General features: G+C 60.8%; 25 protein-coding genes and 1 pseudogene. 11 read left to right on the top strand and 15 right to left on the bottom strand.

Annotation, left to right across the window (positions count from 1 at the left end):
- The 7 genes from AB8A33_RS20560 to AB8A33_RS20530 all read right to left on the bottom strand — a co-directional run bounded on the left by AB8A33_RS20560 (nucleotide 1) and on the right by AB8A33_RS20530 (nucleotide 4,889).
- Entirely contained in the window at nucleotides 1-333 is a 333-nt protein-coding gene (locus AB8A33_RS20560) for a hypothetical protein (protein ID WP_092138836.1), read from the bottom strand.
- Nucleotides 330-1,088: an ABC transporter ATP-binding protein gene (locus AB8A33_RS20555; RefSeq protein ID WP_092138834.1), complete on the bottom strand. Its 759-nt coding sequence runs from the start codon at nucleotides 1,086-1,088 to the stop codon at nucleotides 330-332. Before AB8A33_RS20555 ends, AB8A33_RS20560 begins: the two co-directional genes overlap by 4 nt.
- A complete protein-coding gene (locus AB8A33_RS20550) occupies nucleotides 1,085-1,891 on the bottom strand; it encodes an ABC transporter permease (RefSeq protein WP_120288669.1) in 807 nt (268 codons plus the stop codon). The genes AB8A33_RS20555 and AB8A33_RS20550 overlap by 4 nt, the downstream gene beginning before the upstream one ends.
- Entirely contained in the window at nucleotides 1,888-2,709 is an 822-nt protein-coding gene (locus AB8A33_RS20545; RefSeq protein WP_439094436.1) for an ABC transporter permease, read from the bottom strand. The genes AB8A33_RS20550 and AB8A33_RS20545 overlap by 4 nt, the downstream gene beginning before the upstream one ends.
- A 116-nt stretch (nucleotides 2,710-2,825) precedes the next feature.
- A complete protein-coding gene (locus tag AB8A33_RS20540) occupies nucleotides 2,826-3,602 on the bottom strand; it encodes an SDR family NAD(P)-dependent oxidoreductase (RefSeq protein ID WP_439094435.1) in 777 nt (258 codons plus the stop codon).
- Nucleotides 3,602-4,099, bottom strand: coding sequence for a 2,4'-dihydroxyacetophenone dioxygenase family protein (locus AB8A33_RS20535; RefSeq protein WP_231077871.1), 498 nt, complete (start codon nucleotides 4,097-4,099; stop codon nucleotides 3,602-3,604). Before AB8A33_RS20535 ends, AB8A33_RS20540 begins: the two co-directional genes overlap by 1 nt.
- Nucleotides 4,089-4,889 (bottom strand): FadR/GntR family transcriptional regulator, encoded by an 801-nt coding sequence (locus tag AB8A33_RS20530; RefSeq protein WP_244528344.1) that lies wholly within the window; start codon nucleotides 4,887-4,889, stop codon nucleotides 4,089-4,091. Before AB8A33_RS20530 ends, AB8A33_RS20535 begins: the two co-directional genes overlap by 11 nt.
- Nucleotides 4,890-5,158: 269 nt before the next feature.
- Between AB8A33_RS20530 and AB8A33_RS20525 the strand changes: the two genes are divergently transcribed.
- Complete coding sequence (locus tag AB8A33_RS20525; protein WP_439073929.1) at nucleotides 5,159-5,344, top strand: hypothetical protein; 186 nt, start codon at nucleotides 5,159-5,161, stop codon at nucleotides 5,342-5,344.
- A gap of 91 nt (nucleotides 5,345-5,435) precedes the next feature.
- On the opposite strand, the gene AB8A33_RS20520 is transcribed toward AB8A33_RS20525, so the two are convergent.
- On the bottom strand, nucleotides 5,436-5,600 hold the full coding sequence (locus tag AB8A33_RS20520; protein WP_439094433.1) for a hypothetical protein: 165 nt from the start codon (nucleotides 5,598-5,600) through the stop codon (nucleotides 5,436-5,438).
- 217 nt (nucleotides 5,601-5,817) lie between these two features.
- Between AB8A33_RS20520 and AB8A33_RS20515 the strand changes: the two genes are divergently transcribed.
- A complete protein-coding gene (locus tag AB8A33_RS20515; RefSeq protein WP_439094431.1) occupies nucleotides 5,818-6,972 on the top strand; it encodes a sensor histidine kinase in 1,155 nt (384 codons plus the stop codon).
- Nucleotides 6,973-7,375: 403 nt separating this feature from the next.
- On the opposite strand, the gene AB8A33_RS20510 is transcribed toward AB8A33_RS20515, so the two are convergent.
- Complete coding sequence (locus AB8A33_RS20510) at nucleotides 7,376-7,558, bottom strand: hypothetical protein (protein ID WP_439094429.1); 183 nt, start codon at nucleotides 7,556-7,558, stop codon at nucleotides 7,376-7,378.
- 437 nt (nucleotides 7,559-7,995) lie between these two features.
- Complete coding sequence (locus AB8A33_RS20505; protein ID WP_439094427.1) at nucleotides 7,996-8,124, bottom strand: hypothetical protein; 129 nt, start codon at nucleotides 8,122-8,124, stop codon at nucleotides 7,996-7,998.
- Between the two features lie 285 nt (nucleotides 8,125-8,409).
- Between AB8A33_RS20505 and AB8A33_RS20500 the strand changes: the two genes are divergently transcribed.
- The 3 genes from AB8A33_RS20500 to AB8A33_RS20490 all read left to right on the top strand — a co-directional run bounded on the left by AB8A33_RS20500 (nucleotide 8,410) and on the right by AB8A33_RS20490 (nucleotide 12,259).
- A complete protein-coding gene (locus AB8A33_RS20500; protein ID WP_439094425.1) occupies nucleotides 8,410-10,686 on the top strand; it encodes a glycosyltransferase family 4 protein in 2,277 nt (758 codons plus the stop codon).
- 69 nt (nucleotides 10,687-10,755) lie between these two features.
- Nucleotides 10,756-12,024 carry a glycoside hydrolase family 130 protein gene (locus tag AB8A33_RS20495; RefSeq protein ID WP_439094423.1) on the top strand — a complete coding sequence of 423 codons (1,269 nt, stop codon included), beginning with the start codon at nucleotides 10,756-10,758 and terminating at the stop codon, nucleotides 12,022-12,024.
- Nucleotides 12,025-12,070: 46 nt separating this feature from the next.
- The gene (locus AB8A33_RS20490) at nucleotides 12,071-12,259 is read left to right on the top strand and encodes a TenA/THI-4 family protein (protein WP_439094421.1); all 189 of its coding nucleotides are present in this window, start codon (nucleotides 12,071-12,073) and stop codon (nucleotides 12,257-12,259) included.
- A 28-nt stretch (nucleotides 12,260-12,287) separates the two neighbouring features.
- Here AB8A33_RS20490 and AB8A33_RS20485 read toward each other — a convergent pair whose 3' ends face one another.
- Nucleotides 12,288-12,497 (bottom strand): hypothetical protein, encoded by a 210-nt coding sequence (locus AB8A33_RS20485; RefSeq protein ID WP_439094419.1) that lies wholly within the window; start codon nucleotides 12,495-12,497, stop codon nucleotides 12,288-12,290.
- Nucleotides 12,494-12,832, bottom strand: coding sequence for a hypothetical protein (locus AB8A33_RS20480; RefSeq protein WP_439094417.1), 339 nt, complete (start codon nucleotides 12,830-12,832; stop codon nucleotides 12,494-12,496). The genes AB8A33_RS20485 and AB8A33_RS20480 overlap by 4 nt, the downstream gene beginning before the upstream one ends.
- Before the next feature lie 203 nt (nucleotides 12,833-13,035).
- On the opposite strand from AB8A33_RS20480, the gene AB8A33_RS20475 reads away from it, so the two are divergent.
- A complete protein-coding gene (locus tag AB8A33_RS20475) occupies nucleotides 13,036-13,299 on the top strand; it encodes a hypothetical protein (protein WP_439094416.1) in 264 nt (87 codons plus the stop codon).
- A gap of 66 nt (nucleotides 13,300-13,365) precedes the next feature.
- Nucleotides 13,366-13,578: a hypothetical protein gene (locus AB8A33_RS20470; RefSeq protein ID WP_439094414.1), complete on the top strand. Its 213-nt coding sequence runs from the start codon at nucleotides 13,366-13,368 to the stop codon at nucleotides 13,576-13,578.
- A 64-nt stretch (nucleotides 13,579-13,642) separates the two neighbouring features.
- Here AB8A33_RS20470 and AB8A33_RS20465 read toward each other — a convergent pair whose 3' ends face one another.
- Nucleotides 13,643-17,041 carry an autotransporter outer membrane beta-barrel domain-containing protein gene (locus AB8A33_RS20465; RefSeq protein ID WP_439094413.1) on the bottom strand — a complete coding sequence of 1,133 codons (3,399 nt, stop codon included), beginning with the start codon at nucleotides 17,039-17,041 and terminating at the stop codon, nucleotides 13,643-13,645.
- Between the two features lie 579 nt (nucleotides 17,042-17,620).
- Complete coding sequence (locus AB8A33_RS20460) at nucleotides 17,621-18,412, bottom strand: helix-turn-helix transcriptional regulator (protein WP_439094411.1); 792 nt, start codon at nucleotides 18,410-18,412, stop codon at nucleotides 17,621-17,623.
- Nucleotides 18,413-18,908: 496 nt separating this feature from the next.
- Between AB8A33_RS20460 and AB8A33_RS20455 the strand changes: the two genes are divergently transcribed.
- Both AB8A33_RS20455 and AB8A33_RS20450 read left to right on the top strand, forming a co-directional pair.
- On the top strand, nucleotides 18,909-22,874 hold the full coding sequence (locus AB8A33_RS20455) for a BTAD domain-containing putative transcriptional regulator (protein ID WP_439094410.1): 3,966 nt from the start codon (nucleotides 18,909-18,911) through the stop codon (nucleotides 22,872-22,874).
- A gap of 374 nt (nucleotides 22,875-23,248) precedes the next feature.
- A pseudogene (locus tag AB8A33_RS20450) lies at nucleotides 23,249-23,512 on the top strand (IS30 family transposase); the annotation flags it as partial.
- A 144-nt stretch (nucleotides 23,513-23,656) separates the two neighbouring features.
- Here AB8A33_RS20450 and AB8A33_RS20445 read toward each other — a convergent pair.
- A complete protein-coding gene (locus AB8A33_RS20445) occupies nucleotides 23,657-24,622 on the bottom strand; it encodes a cupin domain-containing protein (RefSeq protein ID WP_439094408.1) in 966 nt (321 codons plus the stop codon).
- 212 nt (nucleotides 24,623-24,834) lie between these two features.
- Between AB8A33_RS20445 and AB8A33_RS20440 the strand changes: the two genes are divergently transcribed.
- Both AB8A33_RS20440 and AB8A33_RS20435 read left to right on the top strand, forming a co-directional pair.
- The gene (locus AB8A33_RS20440; protein ID WP_439095995.1) at nucleotides 24,835-25,605 is read left to right on the top strand and encodes an alpha/beta hydrolase; all 771 of its coding nucleotides are present in this window, start codon (nucleotides 24,835-24,837) and stop codon (nucleotides 25,603-25,605) included.
- Between the two features lie 85 nt (nucleotides 25,606-25,690).
- Nucleotides 25,691-26,548 carry an alpha/beta fold hydrolase gene (locus AB8A33_RS20435; protein ID WP_439094406.1) on the top strand — a complete coding sequence of 286 codons (858 nt, stop codon included), beginning with the start codon at nucleotides 25,691-25,693 and terminating at the stop codon, nucleotides 26,546-26,548.

Raw genomic sequence — 26,548 nt, 5'->3', positions numbered from 1 at the left:
TCAGTCCTCCTCCTTGATTGGCCCCACGCTCGTGACCCAGTAAGGCCGGGCAACCGCGTTGAGGTCCGTTCGTTTCACACCCCTTAGTCCGATGGAATGATCGTCGGCTCCGGCGATCCGCCCATACTTCTGAAACGCCAGAACGTGAAAACGCTCGGGCGTAAACGGCATATCGATCTGGATATTGACCTTGTCGGATGCACCGGCGAGCTCTTTGGAGATCTTGCCCGGCGCCTCGATGCTCAACCAGCCCTGAAACGCGGCCCACACGGCAATGACAGCGAGCACCACACGCCCGCGTGTCGAACGAATGACATCTCGCGCGATACTCATGCGGCCCGCACCATTTGCAGCACCTGCGCCGATAGGCGCTTGAACGTTTCATCCTCGATCAGTTGATCCCAGACACGCGGACGTGGAAGATCGACCTTGATCTGATCGAGCACGCGGCCCTTGGACAGCACGACGACGCGGTTCGCAAGAAACACGGCTTCGGCAACATCGTGTGTGATGAAGATGACGGTCGGCTTGCGCTCCTGCCAGATACGCGTCAGCTCCTCCTGGAGTGTCATGCGGGTCTGCGCATCGACGCTGGCGAACGGCTCGTCCATCAGCAGCACGGCCGGATTGTTGGCCAGCGCACGGACGACACCGACGCGCTGCTGCATGCCGCCGGATAGTTCGTTCGGGTAGCGATCCGCGGCATGCGAGAGGCCGGCGAGCGCGAGATATTCCCGCGCGGTGCGGTCGCGCTCGTCCTTTGGCACGCCACGCATCTTCGGGCCGAAGCCGACATTTTCCAGCACGGTCTTCCACGGGAAGAGGGCGAACGACTGGAAGACGACGCCGCGATCCGGTCCCGGTCCCTTGACCAGATTGCCGTCGATCAGGATTTCACCACCCGTATAGGGGATGAAGCCCGCGATCATGTTCAGGATCGTTGTTTTGCCGCAGCCGGAGGGACCAACGACGGAGACGAATTCGCCCTGCTCGACGTCGAGCGAGACGTCCTGGACAGCGGTGACCTGCGATCCCGCATAGGGATCGAAATAGGTCTTGCGAAGATTTTTGAGCGACAGCGTTTTCATGACGTAACCAATCCCCACCGCTGGCCCGTTGCGCGCTCGATCGGCGCAAGGATCCAAGCATCGACGATGTACCAAAGAGTGCCGAGAACGATCATGCCGAGCAGGATCTCGACCGTTGAGCCGGCACGACGTGCATCGAACATCATGAATCCGATGCCGCTGGTGCCGACGATGATCTCGACCGCGATCAGCGCGCGCCAGCCGTAGCCGAGGCCATTGCGCAGGCCGGTAATGATGTTCGGCAAGGCGCCGGGCAGCGTCACTTCCCACAGCACCCGCATCGGCGAAGCGCCGAGGCTCTGCGCCGCACGGGCCAGATCGCGATGTACAGACTGCACGCCGAGCACGGTGCTCAGCACGATCGGGAACAGCACGGTGTAGACGATGACGAACGTCATGGTGGTGAGGCCGAAGCCGAACCAGATCAGCAGGATCGGCAGCCACGCAATATCGCCGATGGCTTGAAAGAACAGCAACACCGGCCAGCAGATGCGATGGGCGAGACGGCTGGAACCGATCAGGATGCCGAGCGGAATACCCAGCGCGACGCCGATGGATGCGCCGAACAGCAGCCGGATCAGGCTGTCCTGCAGATAGTCCGGCAGAATTCCCTTGTAGGTGAGCGAGATGAACGACCGCATCACATCCACCGGCGCCGGGAAGAAGGCGCGCGGAAACATGCCTGAATTGGCGACAATGCTCCAGATCGCCACCACGGGAATAAACGGCACGATGGTCGCGATAATGGGCCACCGATGCGTCGCGCGCACGTAACCGCTCCAGAATTTCAGTGCAATATTCATGTGCGCCTCACCAGTCCCCATCGCTCGATGGTCGCGCGTTCCAGGGGAGCGAGCAGCAACCGGTCGATCAGCAGCCACAACACGCCGATGACGATCATGCCGAGCACGATCACTTCGGTGCGATAGAAATCACGGGCGACGAACAGCATGTAGCCAAGCCCGACATTGGTCGCGATCATCTCCGCCGCGATCAGGCCGCGCCACGCGAAGCCGAGCCCGGTCCGCACGCCTGTCACGATATTGGGTAGCGCACCCGGCAGCAGCACTTCGGTGAGCAACGCCCATCGTCCGGCACCGAGCGAGGCGGCCGCATTGCGGATCGTCATCGGAATGGTGGAGACACCGAGCAGCGTGTTGTAGGCGACCACAAAGAAGACCGCGTTGAAGATCACGAAGATGATGGCGCCGAAGCCGTAGCCGAACCACAACGTTGCGATCGGTATCCAGGCGATGCCGGCAAGCACGGAGAAGAAGCGAAACAGCGGTGTCAGGAACGCCGAGACCGCAGGGCTCACGCCCATGGCGATGCCAAGCGGAACAGCGACGAGCACGCCGAGAAACGTGCCCAGTCCGACACGCAGCATGCTCGCGCCGATATGGCGGATGAGCGAGCCATCGCCGATCGCGGCAACCGCTGCTTCGGCCACCGAGCCGACCGACGGAAAAATCCGCGGATTGACATTGAACAGCGGGACCACGATCGCCCAGATGGCGACGAGCACCAGCAAGGGCGCCACGAACAAGGCTGCGCCCACCAGCGAGTTCATGCCGCGCCAGGCGACGCGGGATCGCACTTTTTGACCGGGCGCAACGAGCACGCGACCTCCCTTTGACCAGCGTTCTGGCCGCTTTGTTTTTTTCTGCGAGGCTCTCGGCTCCGCAGTTTGGTACTCAAATCTCGCCTGCGAACGGCGGCACTTCGCCGCCGTCCTGGTCACGTCACGGCATATCCGCCGTCGATGACGAGGATCGTCCCCGTCACGAAAGATGCCGTCGGCGAGCACAGATAGAGCACGCCGCCCAAGAGGTCCGATGGTTTGCCCCAACGGCCCAAGGGCGTACGCCCCAAAATGACCTGGCTGCGTTCCGGGCTGGCCTGCAGATCGGTCGTCAGCGGCGTGGCGATCCAGCCAGGCGCGATCGCGTTGACGCGAATACCGTCATTCGCATAGGCGATCGCCAGCGATTTCGTCAGTTGTGCAATACCGCCTTTGCTGGCGGCATAACCGGGAACGAGACCGCCGCCGAAGAACGACAGCATGGATGCCAGATTGACGATCGCGCCTTTGGAGCGTGCCAGCAGCGGCCGCGCGGCGGTGCACATCCGCATGGTGCCGTTGAGATTGATATCGACCACCGACTGGAAAACCGCGGGGTCGAGTTCTTCGCTGCGACGAATGACGCCGGCGCAATTGACGATCACGTCGAGTTCGCCGAGCGAGCCGACAAGGGACTTGATCGCGCTGTCGTCGCGAACGTCGAGCTGATGCGCCTGAGCCTCGCGCAGCACCGAATCCGAACGCGCCCGCTCGATCTCCGCAGCATTCACGCCAGTCGCGATGACCTCCGCGCCGGCCTCAACGAAGCCGCGCGCGAGGCCCGCGCCGATCCCTGACGTTCCGCCCGTCACCAGCACGCGTTTTCCCGCATACCAGATCGACGCCCATGCGGCCGACGGAATCTCCTCGATCATGTTGGCACCGTCTGCCATCAGCGCACAAACTGGTCGACGTAGTCACGGCCAAGGCCGACGGACTCGTAGTGGGCGCGGCACATATCGATCTTGGTGAAGACGTCCTCATAGCCGACGTGCTTGTTGTTCTCATCGAGATACAGCATCGATCCCTGGATGTTGAAGAAGGTGATCATCTCGGAAACGTCCTCTGGGACGACCAGCGTGTGGATCTCACCCGGAGGCTCGAACACGTAGGAACCTTCCGTCGCCACCCACTGGTGTTCGCGGTAGAACCATTTGCCGCGCAACACGAAGCCATGCACCGGATTGGGATGCAGATGCCGCGATAATACGCCGGCGCGTCGCACGCGCAGCAGATTGCACCACTGCCCCTGTCGTGTGTTCAGCATCAGCGGACGAAACCAGACATCCGGCGCCTGCGGCACCCAGACGCGCTCATCCTCTGGAATAGCGACGACGGCGATTTCCGGCGATGCAAGGACGTGCGTCGATCCAATCATGTCACGATACATGGGGCTTCCTCTTTCTTTTTTTCGCCGTCGCGGTTGAGACCCGCGTTATGCCTTCAGGCGTCGCAGTCGCGCGACGCTTCGAGAGCTTGAATTGCGTGTAGCCAAGCACCTGTTCCATGGCGGTCTTGGCCTTCTTTGCGTCGCCCGCGGAAATCGCGCGCGCCGCGGCCGCGTGATTTGGCAGATTGTCTTCGAACCAGCCGGGGCTGCCGACCGCGACAAGAAACACCGCGCTCAGAATGGTATCGATGGCGCCGCGAAAACCCTGCAACACAGGGTTATGCGTCGCATCCAGAATGGCGAGGTGGAATGCTTTGTCCGCCTTGATGGCGCTTTCCTGATCGTGCGAGGTTTCCATGCCGACCAGCGCGGCTTCGATGCGCAACCTGTCCTGCTTGGTGCTCCGCGTTGCCGCGAGCGCTGCTGCTGCCGGCTCGATGATCAGTCGGACTTCCTGAATCGCCATCAGAAGATCGCGGTCCGGTTCGCCGCCGCCGACCAGCCATCCCAGCACATCGCGATCGAGCAGGCTCCAGTCGCGGCGCGGCAAAACGTGCGTACCGTAACGCGGACGGACGCTGACCATTCCTTTCGCAGCGAGGGTTTTGATCGCTTCCCGGATGACGCCGCGCCCGACACCGAAGCGCGCCTCCAATTCCGGCTCGGGGGGGAGGGTCGCGCCAATCGGGATAATATCCTGCGCGATTTCGCAGCCGAGCGTGGTCAAGACCGAATTGATGCGGCCTGGCTTGCTTCCCCGCTCCAGCGATTTCGTAGGACTTCGTGCCACGAGTGTTCTTTCCCCGCTTGTTTGCTCAGTGGCCTATCTCACGTTTTTGGAATGAATGCAATCATCCGATGTTTAACATCGGATGATTGATTTGCGGTGCACAATGCTTTGCTTGATCGCGGACTGGCAACTTCATCATGTCCCTTTCTCGTTTGGCCGGTTGGTTTTCCGGGAACGAGATGGGCTGTTCCACCGTTTTCAAAGATATCGGCCGGTTCGGTTCCAGCCGGATTGGTTCTCCTTGGCTGGGAAAAATCAGGAGAAAGCAAATGATGTCCGAGACTCAAGTCCACACCATCGCCCGGCAGATGCTTGATCGGCACGGCGCCGTGGCCATCGCTCATGCCGCTCAGAATGCACTGACATGCGAGCAAAAAGGTCAGCTGGAAGAAGCCAACGAGTGGCGCCACGTGAAGGATGCCATGAAGATCATGCAAGGCCCGCATCAGAGCTGAGGTTGCGATGCCGCCTTGCGAATGCTCGCAGTGCTGTCCGTAGTGTCGGCACTGCGCAATGAACAATGAAGGATAAGGCGATGCCTGACGATTACCTGGACAAGCGCAACGGCGCTAGCCCGTCCTTGATATGCTCCCGGCAACGCTCCGCCAGCCGATAGTAGTCGGCACGTATGACAACATCGTTCGTCGCACGGGCAAGCGCAGTCAATCGCTGCAGTTCTTGCAGCGATGTCTCGCAAATGATGAGTTTCATGGTTACCTCGTCACCGGCGCAACTGCGGGGGGACCCAGGCCAATTCGCCAATTGATAGTAAGTTCCCCGCGGTAACGCCTGACGCTGCGGATTAGATCGGCGGATTAGTTCGACAGCAGATACCGAAACCGGTACTCTCGCGAGATCACCGCCCTACGAACAGGCGCTCGGTGACTGAGAGCCCCGTAATGCTCCCGCCTTGACCGGAGCAGCCTTGGTGCCATCCCAGAACAAAACCAACGTGCTTGTCGTCGAAGACGAGATGGTGCTGCGTATGCGCGCCGTCGACATTGTCGAGGACGCAGGCTTCACGGCTATCGAAGCGACAAATGCCGACCAAGCCATCAGCGTGCTTGAAGCGCGATCCGACATCTCGCTGCTGTTTTCGGACATCCAGATGCCCGGTAGCATCGATGGATTGAAACTGGCTCACGCGGTTCATGAGCGATGGCCCGACATCAAGATCATTCTCGTCTCGGGTCAGATAAATCCGTCGATCGATGAGAAGCCGAAAGACAGCCGCTTCTTCGGCAAACCCATCGACAGCGAACAGATGATCGCCGAACTGCAGGACATGATCGGCACAGGCGCCCTCAAGGTCGTCTCTGGAGAGGCTGGCCCGGCTGCTCATCCGACGCGGGCAGGCCAGTCGATTGTCGAGGAAAATCTGGTGGCGGAGAACGACAGTCTGCGACTGTTACTCGAGCAAGCCGGGATAGATGCGAAGCTCCTGCTCGCGCAGGCGGGCATCGACGCCAAGGAGCGCGAGGCGGCTGACAAGTTACAAAAGCTTGTGTTGGGCGAATTGCATCACCGCATCAAGAACACCCTCGCAACCGTGAGTGCGATCGCGTCGCAAAGCCTGCGGACCGCCACCAGCGTGCGGCACGCCCAGCAGGCCATCGAGGGGCGACTTCTTGCTCTCGGCCGAGCGCATGACCTGCTGATGCAGGTCAGTTGGGCGGGTGCTGGTCTTGCGATGATCATTCGCAATGCCACTGAGCCATACGACAACAAGGGGGTGGGCCGCTTCGCCATCTCGGGGCCGGAAATTGAGCTCGCATCCGGCGCGGTGATCGCCCTGGCGATGACCCTGAACGAACTCTGCACCAATGCCACCAAGTTCGGAGCTCTGTCGGATCCGGGCGGTTTTGTGAAGATCGAATGGAAGATCGACCAGGCGTCGGAAAAACTGTCTCTCAGCTGGATCGAGACCGGCGGTCCGCTCGTCAATCCGCCCAGCCGCCGCAGCTTTGGCACCCGCATGATGGAATCGTTGGGACAGCAACTCAGCGGCACCGTGCGCCTGGCCTATCCCCCCTCGGGATTTACTTACACTCTGGATATACCAGTCGGTTCGCTGAACAAGTAACCGCTTGGGGCGCCTCGCTAGATCGCGAGAATGGCCAAGCCCTTTCACGCGAGCCCCCTCAAAGTGGACCGTTCGCTTTGCATCGGAGGCTGACAAGCAAGTTTGATGACGTATGTACGGACGTTGAAAATCAGTCAATCCGAAGGTTGTAGAGCTTACGAAGCCTTTGTTGCGTCCCGTCAATTGCCCGCACGGTATGCAACTCTGCTGTAAGCCGCAGTTGAACATCGCTTGCCCGTTTAATCGATAGAATTGACCAGTTTGTTTCAAAACGAGGGTCGGCGATTTCATCGACGAGAACGGACGTCACGTCTGCGCAGCCGTAACAACTACGGATCTGCAGAAGCGCTGCGTGTTCGAGGTCGTGTCGGGAAAGGAGCGTTTTCAAGACGCGTCCTGATCGTCATGCGATTTCAAGATTGACCTCGCCGTTGAGAGCGCCACGCTGCTCGACCTGATTGCGCGCCATTTGCTCGATCAGGGGCCTATTGGCGTAAAAGTACCGCTTCGCCAGTTCTTTGGTCTGGAAATTGGTGGTGAGCGAGCATGAGATACGTCGTGTTCCGTAACGGATGTCGAACGCCACTCGCTGATGACCACCATCGATCGGATTCGATTTAGAGATTGCTATCACGCGCGGTCCATCTCTGCTCAGAAGCGTCCAAGCGATTCAAATCTGCTTCAGAAATTCGGCGCTGCAAACGCCTTGATCAGATCAACTCTTCATCGCCCAGGACGGGCGATCTCCGAGCCAAGCTGGTAGAGCGTCCCACTCGGCGGCTCTCATTCGACGTTCCTCGCCACCGACATTGATGAAAACGAAGGGCGCGTCCTCTTGACCGGTTTTGGATCCTGCAAAGATAGCCGGAATGCCATAAGCGTCTCGAATCGTAGCTTTGTTGGACATCGACTTCCCTTGATCCTCAAGATTTTTCATCTCGCGATTTTGCGAATAACGAACGTCGTCGGGAAGATGCGAAGTCGCTGCACGAAAACCAGCGACTATCTCGCAATATGCTCCTGCTACTTCTTCTTGGCGACACCGAGCGCCGGCATCATCTTCGGGCCACCGCTCTTGATGCTTTCAGCAGCAGCAATCGTCTTTACCGCAACCTTCTTCGGCTTCTTGGTCTCGCGATTACCTTTGGCCATTTCGTGCTCCCGTGTGTGTACAGGAGCAGTAGCACGCTGCGGCCTGATGAAGGGTTTTATTATCTCAACCTGTTCGCTGTTGCTGCGGCACATCGCGCCTCGGTCAAAGATAATGATGGCTATTCCCAAATAAAGGGCGCACGCTTGATCATAAGCGTTAGCGGCCGTGCTTGGCCGTGCCTTAATTCAATGATCCGAACGAAATAGCGTCAAGTGCCGCGGCCTATGCCGCGTCGCGCATTTCGTCGTTTCGGCATCTGTCCCATCACATAACGAGGCTGCAGATTGACGGTGTTCAACCGTATCGCATTTATTGGAAATTCGCTCCCACGCCGATGCGGAATTGCGACCTTCACCACCGACTTGCAGAGCGCAGTCGCAGCTTCGCGAGCGGATTACAAAACGGTCATTGTGGCGATGACCGATCATGGTCACTTTTATGACTATCCGACGAGCGTCGGAATTCAGATCAATGATGGTCTGATCAACGATTACATCCGCGCCGCCGAGTTCCTCAATGCAGGCCGCTTCGACGTCGTGTCACTACAGCATGAATTCGGCATTTTCGGCGGTGAAGCAGGAGGCGACATCGTCCCGTTGCTCTCGCTGCTCAAGATGCCGATCGTGACGACCCTCCATACGGTTCTTGCGGAGCCAAGCACGATTCAAAGGGACGTCTTCACCAGGATCATCGAGTTGTCTTCGAAGGTTGTGGTCATGGCGGAGAAGGGCAGGGAGCTGCTGCGGACCGTCTATCAGATCGCTGAAGAGAAGATCGAGGTTATTCCCCATGGAATACCCGACTTCGCATTCGTCGAGCCCGACAACGCCAAGAATAAACTGGGATTCGCCGACAAGTCCGTCATTCTGACGTTCGGACTGCTGTCGCCCAACAAAGGCATCGAATTCATGATCGATGCGATGCCTTCCATCCTGAATGCCTGCCCCAATGCGGTTTATGTCGTGCTTGGCGCCACCCATCCGAATCTGGTGCGGGATGAGGGGGAGGCCTATCGCGAGAGCCTCATTGCAAGGGCGCGCGACATAGGCGTTGCCGATCACGTTCAATTCCTCGATCGCTTTGTCGACCAGGACACACTGCTCGACTTCATCTCCATGTGCGATGTCTACGTCACGCCATACCTGAATGAAGTCCAGATGACGTCAGGCACTCTGGCCTACAGTTTCGGGCTGGGAAAGGCCGTGGTTTCGACGCCCTATTGGCATGCGCGTGAGCTTCTTGCAGACGGTCGGGGCATCATCGTCCCGTTTTCAGACGCTGACGCGATCGGCTTCGAGATCGAGAAGATCTTGACGAATGCGCCCCTGCGCCAGGCGATGCGCAAGCGTGCCTATGCCAGCAGCCGCTCGATGACGTGGGAGCGCACAGCCGAACGATATATTTCGGTTTTCGAGAATGCTGGTCGCCGTCACAGGCTCAGGACCATCGCAAAGTCGGACACGACCACGCTACTGCGTGACAGTCGTGCGCCGCCGGAAATGCAGGTTGGTCATTTTCTGTCGATGTGCGACGACACCGGGCTGTTCCAGCATGCGGTCCATTCAGTGCCTGACCGCTCGCACGGCTACTGCATCGACGATAATGCGCGCGCCTTGCTGCTGGCATGCGCGTTGAACACTCCGGGCGAGTTGCGCCTGTCGGAGGTGCTGACATCGCGTTTCGCTGCATTCGTCCAACATGCCTGGAACCCGCAGACGCATCGATTTCGGAACTTCATGGCCTTCGATCGCGGCTGGTTGGAAGACAGCGGATCCGAGGACAGCCACGGCCGTACGCTCTGGGCCCTTGGCGTTTGTGTCCTTTCAGACGCCAACAGGTCCCGGCGCACCTGGGCGGCATCACTATTCTCTGAAGCGCTGCCGGCAGTCGAAGAATTTCTTTCCCCGCGCGCCTGGGCATTCACGCTCTTGGGACTGGATGCGTATTGCGCGGCCGTCGCCGACGATGACCGCGCCGAGACAATCCGGGCGTTGCTCGCTGACAAGCTTCTCGCCCTTTTCCAGAAGGCCGGGACCGCCGATTGGGTGTGGTTCGAGGAAGGGCTTTCCTATGATAATGCAAGGCTCTCCCAGGCCCTCATCATCACCGGGACAGCATTGCGGAGACAGGATTACCTGGACGCCGGGCTGAGAAGCCTGCGCTGGCTGCTGGCACAGCAGACCTCTGCCAGCGGGCAATTCAGGCCAGTCGGAACCGAAGGATTTCACGACGTCCGACGGCAACCCCGCAATTTCGACCAACAGCCGGTCGAGGCGGCCGCGACGATCGCGGCTTCTCTCGCGGCGTGGCGAGCCGACCGGGATCCCGAATGGAAGGCAGAAGCCGCCAAGGCATTCGCCTGGTTTCTGGGAAGCAACGACCTGTCGATTCCACTCGTCGACCTGGAAACTGGAAGCTGCCGTGATGGGCTGCATCCCGACCGCGCCAATGAAAATCGGGGCGGCGAATCCGTCGTTTCGTACCTGCTGGGGCTTTCCGAAATTCGGCATATGGCCCGTATCGCCGAGGACCAATCAAGGTCAGCCCCGCGCGTGGCCTGACGACCATCCCTTACCTTTTCACTGATCGAGATTCCTGTGTCCGCCAAATCTCCCTTACTTGATCGCCAGATGCTGTACCTCCGGCCGGACGCATCACGCGTCATCGTCCGCCCTTTCAAGCCCGCCACAGAGCCGCGCGATCTCAAACCGACGGATAAAACCCGCGCCAATCACATTGTCGATCGGATCCTCGCGCTGGACGCGCCGACGGCAGAGGCGCAGTTGGCGGATGTGTTGGAGAATTTTCTGGGCCGTCACCGCAATCTGCTTCAGACCTTCGAAGCCCGTGCGGATGATATGGAGGACGCGCTTCGGGACCACACCCAGTTCAACGCGGTCCAGCGTCAGCTCGTCGGGGCTTACTTCCTGAGCGAATATTCGTTCGAGGCGTCGGCGCTGTTCAATCCCAGCATCGTACCTCACCCTGATCAGTCCGGATTGGCCAGTGGTGCTCTTCGCTTCATTCTCAGCCTGCGCGCGGTCGGTGAAGGCCATATCTCGTCGCTGACATTCCGGACGGGCCTTATAGCAGACGATGGCATGGTCAGCATCGATCCGACGGCCCGTCTCGCATCAAACCCAATGGTGCGCCGCCTTGGCTCTGGTCCGAACGGCGAGGATATCGACGTCATATTCGACCGCGGCGAGGATATCAGCGAACGGGTCATCTTTCCGATCACAGCCTCGCAATCGAACGGCATTGAGGATGCGCGCTTCGTCAAATTCAGCGACGCCGAAAAAGACACATACTACGCGACCTACACCGCATATAGCGGGCGTGCGATCCGATCGGAAATCATCGAGACGAGCGACTTCGTCTCGTTTCGCTTCTCTGCCCTTCGCGGCACCGCAGCCCAGAACAAGGGAATGGCGCTCTTTCCCCGGAAGATCGACGGCCGGTTCGCGATGATCGCGCGACAGGACAACGAGAACCTCTATTTGATCTATTCGGACGATCTGTACACATGGGATGGCGGCACAGCGATCTTGACGCCTGCCGCCCCCTGGGAATTCGTGCAAATCGGCAATTGTGGATCGCCCATAGAACTGGATGAGGGATGGCTGCTGCTGACACACGGGGTTGGTCCAGTCCGCAAATACTCGATCGGAGCAGCACTTCTCGACAAGAACGACCCGACGAAGATATTAGGGCGCCTGCGCGAGCCTCTGCTCCGGCCTGCACCATCCGAGCGCGAAGGCTACGTCCCGAATGTGGTCTACACATGCGGCGCAATGCGCCATGGCGACAGGATCATCTTTCCCTATGCGATCTCGGACAGCTACTCGAATATCGCAACGATCGATATAAAAAGCCTGCTGGCGGCAATGGAGCCTTGATGTCCTGCGATGGCACGAACTCCCTCCGATTTCAGAGTCAAGAATCATGAATCACGAAGACCTCGAACTGATCCGGGAAATCGTCTCGCATGGAGGCGCAAAGTACACCGCCGGCAATATTGATCGGACCAGGTATCAGCGCCTCGTCGATCTTGGCTGGCTATCGCCCGTGATCATGAACAAAACGGATATCGCCTACGAAGCGACCGACGCGGGCAAATTCGCTGCCGAGTGATGCGACTCCGGCAAGCAGCGTCTCGACGTCAGTATCGCGCAACGGTGTTGCCGGTAGCAAATTGCTCGAGTGCATGGAGAGCACTCTCTTCATACGTCGCTCCCGGCAGCGGTTCCGCGACCACCATAAGCTCGTCAACGACCGAAAGATGGATCATTTCATCTACGATTTCATACCGGGCTTCGTACTTCACACCAGCCAGCACCAGTTCGACGTGACCCAGCCAAAATCCCTTCAACTTCGGCTCCCGGCGATATCGATGAATTTCTGGAGTTCTGCAGAAAAGCGAATCGCTTGATCCACATTGAGCCAAAGCTTGGTTGTCGACGTCGGCGAATGTTCAAAGACGATCCCGAAGCCGCCCGAGTTCGGAACGACTTGAGCCGACCAGTTCGCGACTTCGCTCACAATCTTGCGATCATTAGGTCTTGCCGTTTCCTGAATGTGGTTGATCTGAATCTTGAACTCGATTGCATCGTCGAACGACAGGGAAATCGGCTCTCCACTAAATTCGAGGATCAACCAGCAATCTCTTTGCTTCGACTTGACGTCCGGGATGAGTTTGAAAGGCATCGTTCAACCATGCGCTCATCGCTGCCGCGGTCAATCAAATTCGCGAACCCGCCGTATTCCGGCACGCGAAAGGGATGATTGTCACCATTGCCGTGGATATCTGCTGCATTCACCGCGAGTTCCTTGTGGCGCTCCGGTCTCCCTCCCTCTAACTGAGTCACCGCGCGCTTGATTCGCACGGACTTTGTCGAAGGATCTACAGAATGAGCGAAGGTTGGCAGCCGATCAGCACCGCACCGAAGAATGATGAGCGGATCATCGTTGCCGGCGGGACTTGGATAAGGGGCAACAAGGAAAAGCTGCCTCAGGAATTCCCTTGCCTCGTGATCTGGGACGAGACCGAGTGGCTGATTTGCGACAATGAAGGACCAAGGGCGCTCATCCGCGGCCCTAAAGTCTGGATGTCAATTCCGCCCGTTGAGCTGCCGCCGGCGTCAGAGTTGCTTGCAGGCACGATGTTTCGTTAACCATGCAATGCTACCTCTGTTAGCTGCGGACCTTGTCTGGAGTACCGCATCCAATCTGGAGCGCATATGCAGGTCATCGAAATCACCGACTTCGTCGAAGCCAGACGAGCTCGGCTGGCCCAGTACCATGGGTTACCGCGCGCGCTTCAGCTCAATGGCCAGACGCTCACGGGATCGGTCAAGTCAATCGTAATGGATGCGTCTGCGACCAAATGGACCGTTCGGCTCGTCGCAGCGCCACCAATCGTCGATAAGAAATATAGCTTACGCGTCGGGTAGCCACGACGCAGGTCGCCGAGACCGCCTTGCGCCAGAAGCGAGGATCGGCGGACGCCTCGGCATTTCACCATGCGTACCGCACCACGCCCTTGCCGGCGTAGCTGCGCGTGACATCGGAGAACTCGCCTTCAAAGGTGCCGGCGACGGCCCAACCGTTCATCCACTTCATCTCCGCGGATGCGGTCGTCAACGCGGCATCGCGCGCCTGCGCCGCGCCGTTGACGACGAAACTCGCACCGGGCAGCGTCTGGAACGTCGCCGAAGCCGAACGGTCGCTATTGAAGTCGTGCGCCCATGCGACGCGGCCGCGCAGCGTCAGGATCGCGTCAGTCACGGCAAACGACTTGTCGGTGCGGAAGCCGAGTTCGCTGCGGGTGCTGGTCACCGTCTTGCCAGCATAGGCCAGCGCGAAGGTGTTGGCGCCGCCGCCGGCAGTCTCTGCATAGGACGGCAAATCGAGCGCTGTAACCTGCGCCGCGGCATAAGGCGTAAGGCCGATGCCGCCCAGCCACGACATCAGGTAACGATTGCCGCCTTCGATGCGACCCGAATAGCTGTTGGCATTGAACTGCGCGCGCAGCCGATCGCCGCCGACGACACGATCGGTGGTGATATCCTGCCACGCATAGGCTGCCGCTGCTGTGATGTAAGCTGATCCGACTGTATGGCGCACGAACGCACCCGCCTGAAACAGGTCGCTGCGGCCCGAGCCGCTATTGGCCACCGAGAAGTTGGTGCCGCCGCCAGCCAGCGAGAAGCCCGCCAGCGTATTGGGCGAGAACCAGTAGTCGGCGCCGACCGCGACGCCGCCGATGCTCGACCGGGTATCGTTCGAACCGACCACCGTATTGCCGTCGGTGTTGCGCGAGCCGCCGAAGGCCGCTGCCCACACGTTCCAGCGTTCCCGAAACGCAGGTGCCATTGGCGAAGCTTTGCGATAGATCGCCGCCAGCGCATCACTCGGGCTGCGCTTTGCGGCATAGGCCAGCGTCTCGTCGGCGTAGCCCATCGCAGCGGCTTCCGACGTGCCGCGGCCTGCGGTGAACGGATCGGTCATCACGCCCATGAACTGGGTCATGGCGTCGAAACTGGTCTGCTGGGTGCCGGTGGCTGTTTCGCCGGATGCCTGCGTCAGTCTAGCTAGCAGCTCGTTGCCGGACAGCAGGTACAGCGCGTTGAAGCCGCTCGGCAACGCTGCGCCGCCGATGATCGCATTGTCGATCGCGCCGGCGACGTTACGCTGATTGGTGCTGGCATTGCCGGGCAGGATTGAACTGAGTAATCCGGGATCGAGCGTCAGCAGCACCTCGTTGCCGACATAGCTGAGCCGGGCATTGCGAGCAAAGAAGTTGTCAATGCTGACGCTATCGAACGTGCCGGTCAGCGTGCCGGCATTCAGGATCGTGTAGGTCGTGGTGACGCCGAGTGGGCGCAGCGGATCGACCGTCACCTTGCCGCCGATCATGGCAACGCCCGTGATGTTGGTCTTGTCCGAGGCCGCTCCGGAAATCTGCACCAGATAGGTCGATGCCGCCGTCATCGTCAGGCTGCCGCTGACGGTGAGCGTGCCGATCGAGTTGCCGGGCGCCAGCGTGCCGCCGTTGATCAGCGTGTTGCCGACGATGCCGTTGCCGCCGAGCGTGCCGCCGGGATTCACCGTCAGGCCGCCGGCCGAGGTGATGTCGCCGTTGACTGACAGCGTGCCGCCGTTAACGGCGATCGGACCGGCGAAGCTGCTGGTGCCGGTCAGGATCCAGTTCGACGAGTCGACCTTGTTGAAGGTGCCGAAGCCGGAATATTGCCCGGCGTCGCTGACCTGCGAGATGTCGAAGCTGCCCGTTCCGGTGCCGCCGAGCTGCAAGATGTCGGCAACACCCGGCACGTAACCCAGAGCGATCTGAAACGGGCTGGCGCCGCCAATCACCTGGCCTACGATGACCGACGTCGGCGCCAGCGTCAGCGTCGTGGGATCGCCGATCGGTGTAAAGTGTGCGAGGTGTATCGCAGCCGTTTGACCGCTGATGATGCCAGCATTGAACAGCGTGAAGCCGCCTTTGCTCTGCACGATGACACCAACTCCGCCCGTTCCTGTGACGCTCGCGCCGTTTCCGATCGTCAGCGAGCCGCTGCCTGTGTCGATGCCGATGCCTCCTTCGCCGCTGATAATGGCTCCGGCGCCGATCGTCGCCGTGGTGTTGCCACCCGGCGCCTGGAGGACGAGTCCTCCTCCTATTGCGGCGCTGACAACGGTTCCGGCACCGATCGTGGCCGTGGTGTTGCCGGTGATCGTATGGGCAAAGATAGCGTCAATGCCTGCGCTGATGGACGCTCCATCGCCGACAACGAGATTTACATTGCCGAAGGGTGAACCAACATCGATGGCGTTCTGAAAGCCACCCTTGAGCGTTACATCGTTGGCAACGGTCACGGTGGCAGTCCCAGTTCCGCTGGAAGCCCGCACAGCCGCGGCGTTGGTCGATGTGACGTTCCCCAGGACGTTCACCGTGGCCGATCCCGCATCAGCGCTCGCAGAGAGGCCCGCGCCGCCGGCGGTGTTGTTGACGGCGCCGTTCCAGGCAATCAGCGCATTGCCGGGGCCGTTGCCGGCCACCCACGCCTTGATGGCGCCGGCAGTGTCGGCGCTTGTCACGCTGCCGGACCCGGTCACGGTGGCGTTTCCGTCGAAAGTCGACGCAAAGAGGGCGGCATCCACCGATGTGATAGGCCCGCTGTAAGTGATGGTCGCGTTGCCCACGCCGACGGTCGTGGCGCTGATGCCGGCGGTTGTGGATGTGACGCTGCCGGATCCAGTGATGAAGACGTCGCCGCCGCTGGACTGTCCGAAGATGGTACCGTTCACGGTGGCGTTGGAATTGATCTGGATCTTGCCGTTGCCTGTCGTCAGCGCCGCGAGGCCTCCGGTGCCGATCGCCGCAGTATTGAGAATGTCGATCGTGCCAGTGGTGCCTTGCGCATTGACCGCGTTCGTCGCGGCATTGCCGACATAGCTGATGTCCCCGAAATCGTTGCTGAGGGTCACAATCTGGGGGATGCCGAAGATCGTGTCGCTGTGGGTGAAGGTCAGGCTGCCGGGAGCGGTCACTGTCACGCTGGCGGGGCCGGTGTCGATCTGCGCGCCCGGATTGACGGTGACGACCGTTGTGCCGGCAAAACTCGTGATCAGCATGCCGCCGGTCGCCGGGTTGGCCGCATCGCAGGTCACGCTGCCGGTGTTCTCGCCGACACAGGCCGCGAGCGCCTCCGATGGCACGACCGTCCCGGCCAGCGACGCCAGCAGCGCGGTTGAACCAAGCCAGGTGACGGGGCGAATAGTTTTTGATGCGGCGGACGCGGCCCGGGGGCTCGACCTTTCGCCGTAAGACTCAGGGCAATTGGTTACGTGCTTCCCGGTAAGCAATAGCGCCGTCTGCAGCAACGTCTTCGAACCGAGCCTGCACTTCATAACTTAACTCCAAAACGCCAAGCGCATTTGCTTCGACAAGAAGTCCCGTCAGTCGCCTCGAAAGAGCGGCGGCAAGACGGCTAACCCAGCTTTACGAATAGCCAGAGAACGCAGCGCTACAGAGCTGACCGGCGACGGTGACGAACGCGCATAAGGGCATTCCGGTACGTCTACGCCGTCAGTGGACCGTCATTTCAGCGTTAGTATTTCTCGTGTGGGAGTGATTTCGTGCAAGTTGCTCAAACGGCTCGTCAGGAGAGGTTGACTGCAGTCAGAACAGCGCATGACAGGACGATGAAAGAGCCGGGAGGCCATCGCCTCTTCGTCCGGTCGTCGCCTGGCATTTCTCGCCGGCTCGCGCCCGTGTGCGCATCGTTATAACTCCCATATCGCGCGGTGAGAGAATCCGTCTTCCCAGCACCCGTGCTGAATATCGCGCTACCTGATGCGTCTGAGAACTACCTAGAAAGGTGGTTCGCTGTGCTTATGTATGCCCGCGCAGGCCATCGACCTGCCTAAGCGAAGACTGGCCTTCGGGCGGGTGGTAGTGCAGTCGACAGGTTACAGCTCTGGCCCTGCTCATCGAAGCTTGCCGAGCCACAGCGCCGCGAGCGCCGCGCGGTTGCGCACGCCGAATTTGGCGTAGATGGACTTCACGTGAAAGTGGGTGGTGTTAGGGCTCTGATCAAGCTTCTGCGCGATCTGCCTTTCCATCTGCCCGTCGAGGAGCGCGAGCAATACCCTGCGTTCCGCCGGGGTTAGCGGTGCGTCGGCGATGAGCAGACCGTGGCCGAGCAGTTGTTGTCGGTGGAACCATCTCAAGCCACGCATCACAAAGCCCAGATGCTCGCCGTCCTGGGCCGAGAAGCGGCGCGACTGCGCATCGCGGAAGACGAACAGGCGAATTCTCACATCATCATTGAGTGCAATGCGCACTGAGATGCTGTCGGCGTGGCCGACGTCCAGATAGTGTCGCTGATAGTGCTCGCCCTCGAACCACTCCGGCGGCAGCGCGTCGAACAGCAGGCGGACCCGGAACGGCTCGTCTCCCGATGCGGAGAGTATCTGGGAAAGGTCGAGCTTAGTCGACCACAGCGCATCGAACTGCTGCTGTACAGATGCTGCCACTGCGGGTTTCGGGTCCAGCAGTCGGACGAGGCGGGGACGCCAGCCCAGCAGGGGATCGTCACGTTTGGGCGTAGGCAGGCGCACGACCACGGACCATAGGACATTGCTCGCCGATAGCATCGTAGCCAATGCACCTAGCAGGTGTGTCAATGCGGCATCGCTGTCGCCGGCAGAGTAGTCGGCCAGATGATCCCAGAGAGCGTAGACGTTCTGAAGATCGGTGGAGTTTGTGGTTGGCTTCATGTCCGATTACCCAAAAGCGTGCAGCTCATAAACCATCGCGCGTACATAAAGGACATTGGACCACCTTTCTAGGTAGTTCCCAAGTCCATGGATGAGCGTTATTGCGGCGGCGGGCTGCGCCGGACACATCGGACGAGGAGCGGCGCGAGCCGCCGTCCCGCCATTGGGACAAGGAGGCCTTCATGCGAGCTCGCTCGACCGACATCGTCGCAAGCGCTTTCTTTAGAGCGTTTCCGAAGGCATCACTGCGCACATTATTTCTTCGGCAGATCGGGCTGCTCCTTGGCGCCGTCCTGCTGGTATGGCTGCTGTCGCTAGCGGATGGATTGGACCTCAGTGTCGGGCTTTTCCAGTGTGAGGATCGCAAATGACAATGTGTTGCAGTCGTCCAAAACGGTCGGTGACCTCGCCGATCATCTCGTGCAGCCACGAGAGCGAGGCAAGATCGATTTCATCCAAAACTGCTATAGCTTGGAGAAAAGCTGGAAGCCGAGCAGTGGAAGCAGTTAGCCCAAGGATCAATCTTTCACTTCTGGGCCGCTTCGTCCTGACCGGGCCCGATGGCGTAATAAGCCTGCCGAACAAAAAGCTCGCTGCACTGCTGAGTTATCTGGGCTGTATGGGGCCTGCGCCCCAGCCGCGCGAGCGGCTTTCGACGCTCCTATGGGGCTCCCACTTCGACGCCCAGGCCCGGCAGAACCTGCGGCAGGCCCTTTTCAAGCTTCGTCAGGTTATTGGCTCGGACGCCATCAACAACGATGGCGAGTTCGTATGCCTGAATCCAACCGTGGTGTCGTGCGATGTCGGCCGGTTCGAGGCACTCATCCGGGATGGTAGCCACGATGCGATGCATACGGCGGCAAATCTCTACCGGGGTCCATTTGTGGATGACATTATCGGTGTCAGCGAAGAGAGCTGGAGCGAGTGGCTAGCCGGCGAACGCGAGCGGCTCCAGGAACTAGCTTTGAACGCACTGGTCAGCATCGGCGGGCAAGAGTTGACCGCCGGCCGTATCGACCAAGCCTTGCAGGCTGGCCAACGAGCCCATGCTCTCAACAACATGCGGGAAGACGTCCACCGTTTAATCATGCAGGCGCTCGTCGCCAAGGGCCGTAGAACCGAAGCGCTGACGTATTATCTAGATATCGTTTCGATGTTGAAGCGCGAGCTCAGCACCGAGCCAGATGCTGCAACGCGGGCGCTCGCCTCAGAAATCCGAAGCGGTGGAGCGGCCAACACGCCAGAGGCGCACGGCTTCGAGCCGCAGCATGCCAAGCCTGCCGTCGCTGAAGCATTTCCCACGTCTACGTACGCGGCAACTGCGGCGAACGTCGATGATCTCGAACAACGCCAGTTGACGATACTTGTCTGCAAATTGGTCGGCTCGCTTTCCGATCGGCTCGATGCGGAAGATGTCCATGATCTGATCACGGCATTCCACAGGATGATCGCAGAAATAGTCGCGCAGTTCGACGGATTCGCCGCGCATTATGAAAGCAGCGGCGCACTCATCTATTTCGGGTATCCCGCTGCGCGTGAGCATGACGCCGAGCAAGCGGTTCGCGCTGGTCGTGCCCTTCTAGATGCCGTTGGCACCTTAAAAACCTCCTTCGGCACCGCGCTTCAGGCCAGTGCCGGAATTGCTTCCGGGCTCGTAGTTGTGGGCAAATGGCGGGGGGCCGGCAATATGCAGCAGCGGGTTGCGATCGGAGATACGTCGGACATGGCGACGCGGCTGCAAGCCGCGGCAGTGCCCGGTGAAGCGTTGATTGCCGCCAGCACGCGGCGGCTGGTGGGGCAGATGTTCGACTGCCGCGCACGCGATCCCATCGAGGTGAAGGGACTGCCGCAACCGGTGGAAGCGTGGCGGGTACGCGGCGAGACGGCCGGCGTCAGCCGGTTCGAGGCCCGACGCGCGGGTAAGCTGACCCCGCTCGTTGGACGGCAGGAAGAGATCGAGCGCCTGTTGCGCCGCTGGGATCAGGCCAAGCTCGGCGAGGGTCGGGTCGTCCTGCTCTCCGGCGAGCCTGGTATCGGCAAATCGCGCATTGCCGAAAGCCTGCTGCGCAGGCTCGACGGCGAGCCGCATACCCGCATTCGCTATTTTTGCTCGCCCCACCACGCGCAGAGCGCGCTCCATCCGTTCATCGCGCAGCTCGAGCAAGCCGCGGGATTCGAACCGAGCAGCGACTTCAGCGCGAAGCTCGAGAAATTGGAGGCCCTGCTAAAGCCGACGGCGAAAAATCTGCCGCGCGACATGGCGCTGATCGCCGAGTTGCTGACGCTGCCGACGGATGGACGCTATCCGGCATTGGCGGTCAGTCCGCAGCAGAAGCGAGAGATGACACTCGCGGCACTGCTCGACCAGCTCGACGGCCTGGCAGCGAAGAGCCCCATCCTGGTCGTGTTCGAGGATGTCCACTGGATCGATCCAACTTCACTCGACCTGCTCGATCGACTGGTCGCGCGCGCCGCTAACCTGCCGGTGTTGCTGGCCGTCACGTTCCGGCCGGAACTCGAACCAACCTGGGTCGGCCAGCCGCATGTTACGATGCTGCTCTTGAGCCGACTTGGACGTCATGACAGCGCCGCCATCATTGGTGGCGTCACCAAGGACAAGCCGCTGCCTGACGTCGTCACCGATCAGATCCTTGCGCATACGGATGGCGTACCACTGTTCATCGAGGAATTGACGCGCACGCTGCTCGATAGCAGATTGTTGCGCGAGACGACGGACCGCTACGTGCTCGATGGACCGCTGCCGCCACTCGCGATCCCGACCACGCTGCAAGCTTCGTTGGTCGCCCGCCTCGACCGGCTTGGCACGGTCAAGCATGTGGCGCAGATCGGCGCCGCGATCGGACGGGAGTTCTCCCACGAGCTGATTGCCGCGGTGTCCGCCATGCCCCCGATGGACCTCCACGCGGCACTGGAACGGCTGACGGCGTCCGGCCTCATCTCCCGACGCGGAACGTCGGCGGACGCGACTTACGCGTTCAAACATGCGCTGGTCCAGGACGCCGCCTATATCACGATGCTCAGGAGCCGGCGGCGACAGTTGCATGCAGACATCGCCAATGTTCTGGTCGAGCGGCTTGCGGCGACGGTAGAACGCCTGCCCGAGGTGGTCGCCCACCATTTCACCGAGGCCGGGCTTGCTAGTGAGGCGATCGACTTTTGGCTCAAGGCGGGTCGGCTTGCCCATGTACGATGGGCGCTCCGCGAAGCTGTCGAATTCTTCGAACGGGCGCTGGAGGTTCTCGCGACACTGCCGGAGAGTCGGTCGACGCTGGAGCAAGGCTTCGATATCCGACTCGACTTGCGTCAGTTGCTAGTCCGGCTCGGCGAAGTCGGGCGGGCGCTGGAACGCCTGCGTGAAGCGGGGACGCTCGCCGAGCGGATGAACGACGACGGCCGGCGCGGCCGAGTCTGCGCCGTCATGACAAGTATGCACGGCGGGCTCGGCGAGCTGGACGACGGGCTTGCGTCCGGCGCTCGCGCGCTGGAGATCGCGGGGCGCCTCGGGGACCTCAGGCTTCGCATCCTTGCCACAAGTTTTCTCTCGCAGGTACGCTTCTTCCGCGGCGACCATGCCCGGGTGGTGGACCTGACCACCGACAATCTTTCCGCTCTGCCTACCGGTTGGGCCTTGGAGAATTTTGGAATCGCTGCTCCGCCATCGGTTCACGACCGTGGCTACCTGATCATGAGCCTGGCGGAACTAGGCCGCTTCGCCGAAGCGGCCGGGCCTGCAGCCGAAGCGATCCGGCTCGTCGCACCGCTGCTGGATGCCTACGCCGTCGGATGGGCTCACCTTACCGATGGGACGGTCCACCTGCTGCGGGGCGAGTGGGCACAGGCGCGGCCAGGTTTTGAGCGTGCAATGGCGGTGATCAGGGCGGGAAATCTCCCTCTCCTGCTTTCCCTGTCGGTCGCCTTCTCCGCCTGGAACATGGCGCAGCTTGGCGACGCCAGCGAGGCACTGAGCCGGCTTCAGGAAGGTGAGCAACTCGTCGAGCGTCAGGTCGCGACCGGATATGTCGGGAATCTCGGATGGCTCTATCCGTGGCTAGGTCGGACAGCGCTGTTGCTGGGGCGTCTCGACGACGCGCAGCGGCTCGGCACCCACGCACTGAAAGCCTCTCTGCACCAGGCCGGGTTCGCGGCTCATGCGCTGCATCTTCTCGGCGAGGTTGCGACCCACCCCGACCGGTTCGATGCCGAGCGCGGCGAGACTCATTTTCGCCGGGCGCTGGTACTCGCCGAAACGCGCGGCATGCGTCCGTTGGTCGCCCACTGCAAGTTCGGCCTCGGCAAGCTTTACCGGCGTAGGGGCCCCCACGCGCACGCGCAGAAGTATTTCACCAGCGCGGCCGCACTGTACCGCACGATGGACATGCCGTTCTGGCTTCAGGAGACCGAGGCCGAGATGCAAAGCGACATTCGTCGCAGCGCCTCTTAAAGCCTCAGCTCTTCGTCGATGACGGCGATTTCATAGCAATAAGTCAAATGGCCGAGTGGTGTGATCGACAGCGCCGTCAGTGAGCTGTTGAAACGAGCATTCTTCGGCAAAGATGAACCGCCTCATGCATCGGTTGAGGCGGGCACAATCGACGGTACTGACCCGACGTAGCGCGGACCGGTGCGACGACAGGACCTACTGTCGGTGGTCCATCGGGTCACACAAAACTCCTGTCAGAAAGGTCTTTGTTCAATCGGCGCAGCAGTCGCCTGACGTTGCGCGTGCGACTGACGTTGCGGCACCGTCCGCTTTGCACGGTGGGCTCAATTGGTCGGTGCAACACTCTAATCTTTTAGCAAAGATGGAGTGCGGACATGAAACGGCGACAACGCATTAACTATTCGGCGGCGCAACGATCCGAGATCTGGGATCGTTGGCAAGCAGGCGAACCGATGAGTTCGATCGGACGTCGGTTTGACCGCGATTCCTCATTGGTATTCTCGATCATATCGCCGACTGGCGGTATCCGACCGCCTGATCGGTGCCGTGCCAAGCGAGCGCTTAGTCTGTCTGAACGGGAGGAGATTTCTCGTTGGCTCAGCATGCGCCGTTCCTTGCGGTCGATCGCGCGTCACGTCAAATCGATCTACGCCAAGTTCGGCGTGCGCAATCGCCCGTCGCTCTCTGCGCTCTGGCTCGGCAAGCTGCGATAACGAAGGAAGTTGGGAGTCCTGCGATGGACAAGCTAAACACCGCGCGAACCCCGTTGTAGAGCTTGCGGGTCAATCGGTGACTTCTGCTTCCAGGACGACGTCCTCTTGCCTTCGGTCGCCGTCAGAGCGCCGCGTTGCCCGGTAACGACCAGGCGATAGGCCGTGATGTCGATGGAAGAGCTTCGAAAACGCGGCAGTGGTCTCATAGCCGACAGAGGTCGCGATCCGTGCGATCGCTTCGTCGCTTGTTTCAAGCAAGAATGCGGCCTCCGACATCCGGCGCGCGATCAGATAACTGTACATGGACTGACCGACGAGCTTGGTGAAGCGCGCCGAAAACGCCGAGCGGCCTAGCCCCACGCGTTGCCCGAGGTCATCGAGGGTCCAGGGCCGATCCGGTCGCTCGTGGATCAACCGAAGTGCTGGTCCGATGTGCGGGTCCGCCATCGCGCCCAGCCACCCGCCTTCTCCGGGACCAAGCGACTTGATCCAGTTTCGCAGAACCTCGACGAAGAGCACTTCTGTTAGTCGTGACAGCGCGACGCCCTGGCCGGGACGCTCACACGCCGACTCGCTCACCATGCGTCGCAGAATCGCCTCGAGCCACGCGCCGTCCTCCGTGGGCTTCAGGAGAAGCACCGGCGGGAGCAAGTCCAGCACGCTGCCGCGTGAGGGCCGCGCCACGGTGAACTTGCCGCAGATCATCGTCGCATGCGGCTGCGCGTTGCCGCCGTGACGAACAACGCCACGATCCGCGGCCGATCGATCGAAGTCGAGAACCGAAAATGGCGCCGTCCGGCGATCCGAATAAATCACATGGGGCTCGCCCCGCGAGATGACGACACAGTCGCCCGCGTTCATGCGGAGTTCTGATCCCTGTTCAAGCGCGAGGGTCGCTGAGCCACGGCTGATATAATGAAACATGGCGTAGGGGCGTTGTGGCAACGCCAGATTCCAGGGATGGCCGAGCTCGAAGTGGAACAGCAAAGTCCCCCCGAGGCGCACGCGGTCGAGTACTTCGGCGAGGATGTCCATAGTGGCAATGCTAATCTCGCGGACGATCCGACGCAATACTTGGACGATTGGGCTCTACCGTCCGAGACATCTTCATATTAGGTCCTGCCGAAGCGCGCGGACGCATCGTGCAGTCATCCATTTCCGAAGCGGCAGATGGAAGACCCGTGACTTTGCTGGATCGCCTGCCCATCCCCGACCTCGCGTCGTTCGTCATCCAACAGGAGCCATTCATGCGAAATCTTCTGCTTTCAACCGCCGCCGTCCTCCTGGCCGGAGCGGCATTTGCCGCCTCCGCCCAGTCGGCCGAACTGCCCAGGGGAGCCGCTCGCAACATCGTGCTCGTCCATGGCGCTTTCGTCGACCAGACGAGTTGGCAGCCCGTTGCCGATATCCTCACCAAGAAGGGCTACAACGTCACACTCGTCGAAAATCCGCTCACCTCCCTTGCCGCTGACGTCGATGCCACCAAACAGGCCCTGGCGAAGCAGAACGGCAAGACCGTTCTCGTCGGCCATTCCTGGGGCGGCGTGGTCATCACGGAAGCCGGCAACGACCCCAAGATCTCGGCGCTCGTCTACGTCTCCGCTTTCGCGCCCGACGTGGGACAATCTCTGGCGGACCTCGCCAAGAGCGGTCCCGCGACCGAAGGTGGTGCGGCGATTCATCCGGACGACAAGGGCAACCTCTACATCGATCCCAAGGTATTTCCGTCGGCCGTTGCAGCCGACCTTCCTCCGGAGATCGCCGCGCACCTGGCTAACTCGCAGCTTCCGTTGAATCACGTTGCATTCGAGGCGCCCGTCGACATTGCAGCCTGGCGCGACAAGCCGACATTCTATGTCATCAGCACGAAGGACAAGGTGATCGCACCCGAGGCTCAGAAGTTTTTCGCCGGTAGGATGAAGGCTCAGACGACGGAAGTCGCCGGCAGCCATGCTTCGCTCGTCGTTCATGCGAAGGAAGTCGCGGCGGTGATTGAAAAGGCCGCGCTGGTGAAGTGACAAGACCGCTCCCGGCGCATGCGTGCCGGGAGCGCTGCACTGGTCCCCCACTTGATTACTTCATGCCAAGCATCCGGAGGATGACATGACTGCACTCGACATCACGAGCGAGGACGCCACGCTTGAAACGGCACCCACCCGCTACGTCGAAGGCCGCGGAATCCGCTTCGCCTATCGCCGCCTCGGCCCATCGACCGGAACGCCGCTGGTGCTTCTGCAGCACTTCTCGGGCAACATCGATGCGTGGGATCCCGCCGTCGTCAACGTCCTCGCCGCCGATCGCCCTGTGATCGCCTTCGACAACGCCGGAGTCGGTCGCTCGACCGGTCAGACGCCCGACAATGTCGCGGCGATGGCACGCGACGCGGTCGCCTTCATCAACGCGCTTGGCATCTCCGAAGTCGACCTGCTGGGCTTTTCCCTCGGCGGATGCGTCGCCCAGCAGATCGCTGCCGAGCACGGACGTCTGGTCCGCAAGCTCATCCTCGTTGGGACCGCGCCCAAAGGTGGAGAGGAACACCTGCTAGCGGTTCTACAAGACGCGTTTTCCCAAACCGATGCACCGGACCCCCGCCTGCCGCTGTTCTTCACGACGTCGTCCGCCAGCCAATCGTCCGGCCTGGCGTTCCTGAAGCGGACGCAGGTGCGTAAGGACGATAGGGACACCGACAACGGCAGCGCGGTAACCGATCCGCAGGCCAAGGCGCTGATCACTTGGTGCGCCACACCTGATCCCGAGCACGCCATTCTGCACGCGATTCGTCAGCCCACTCTTGTGGTCAGCGGTAGCCACGACACCATGCTTCCAGCAAACAATGCCTACGCAATGTTCAAAGAACTCAGCAACGCGCAGCTGGTCCTCTATCCCGATTCAGGCCACGGCGCCCTGTTTCAGCACCACGAGATCTTCGTCAGCCACGTCCGGACTTTCCTGAACGCGTAA

The sequence above is a fragment of the Tardiphaga sp. 813_E8_N1_3 genome, assembly GCF_051811025.1.
Lineage (GTDB): Bacteria > Pseudomonadota > Alphaproteobacteria > Rhizobiales > Xanthobacteraceae > Tardiphaga.
This window is presented reverse-complemented; position numbering and strand designations above follow the sequence as displayed.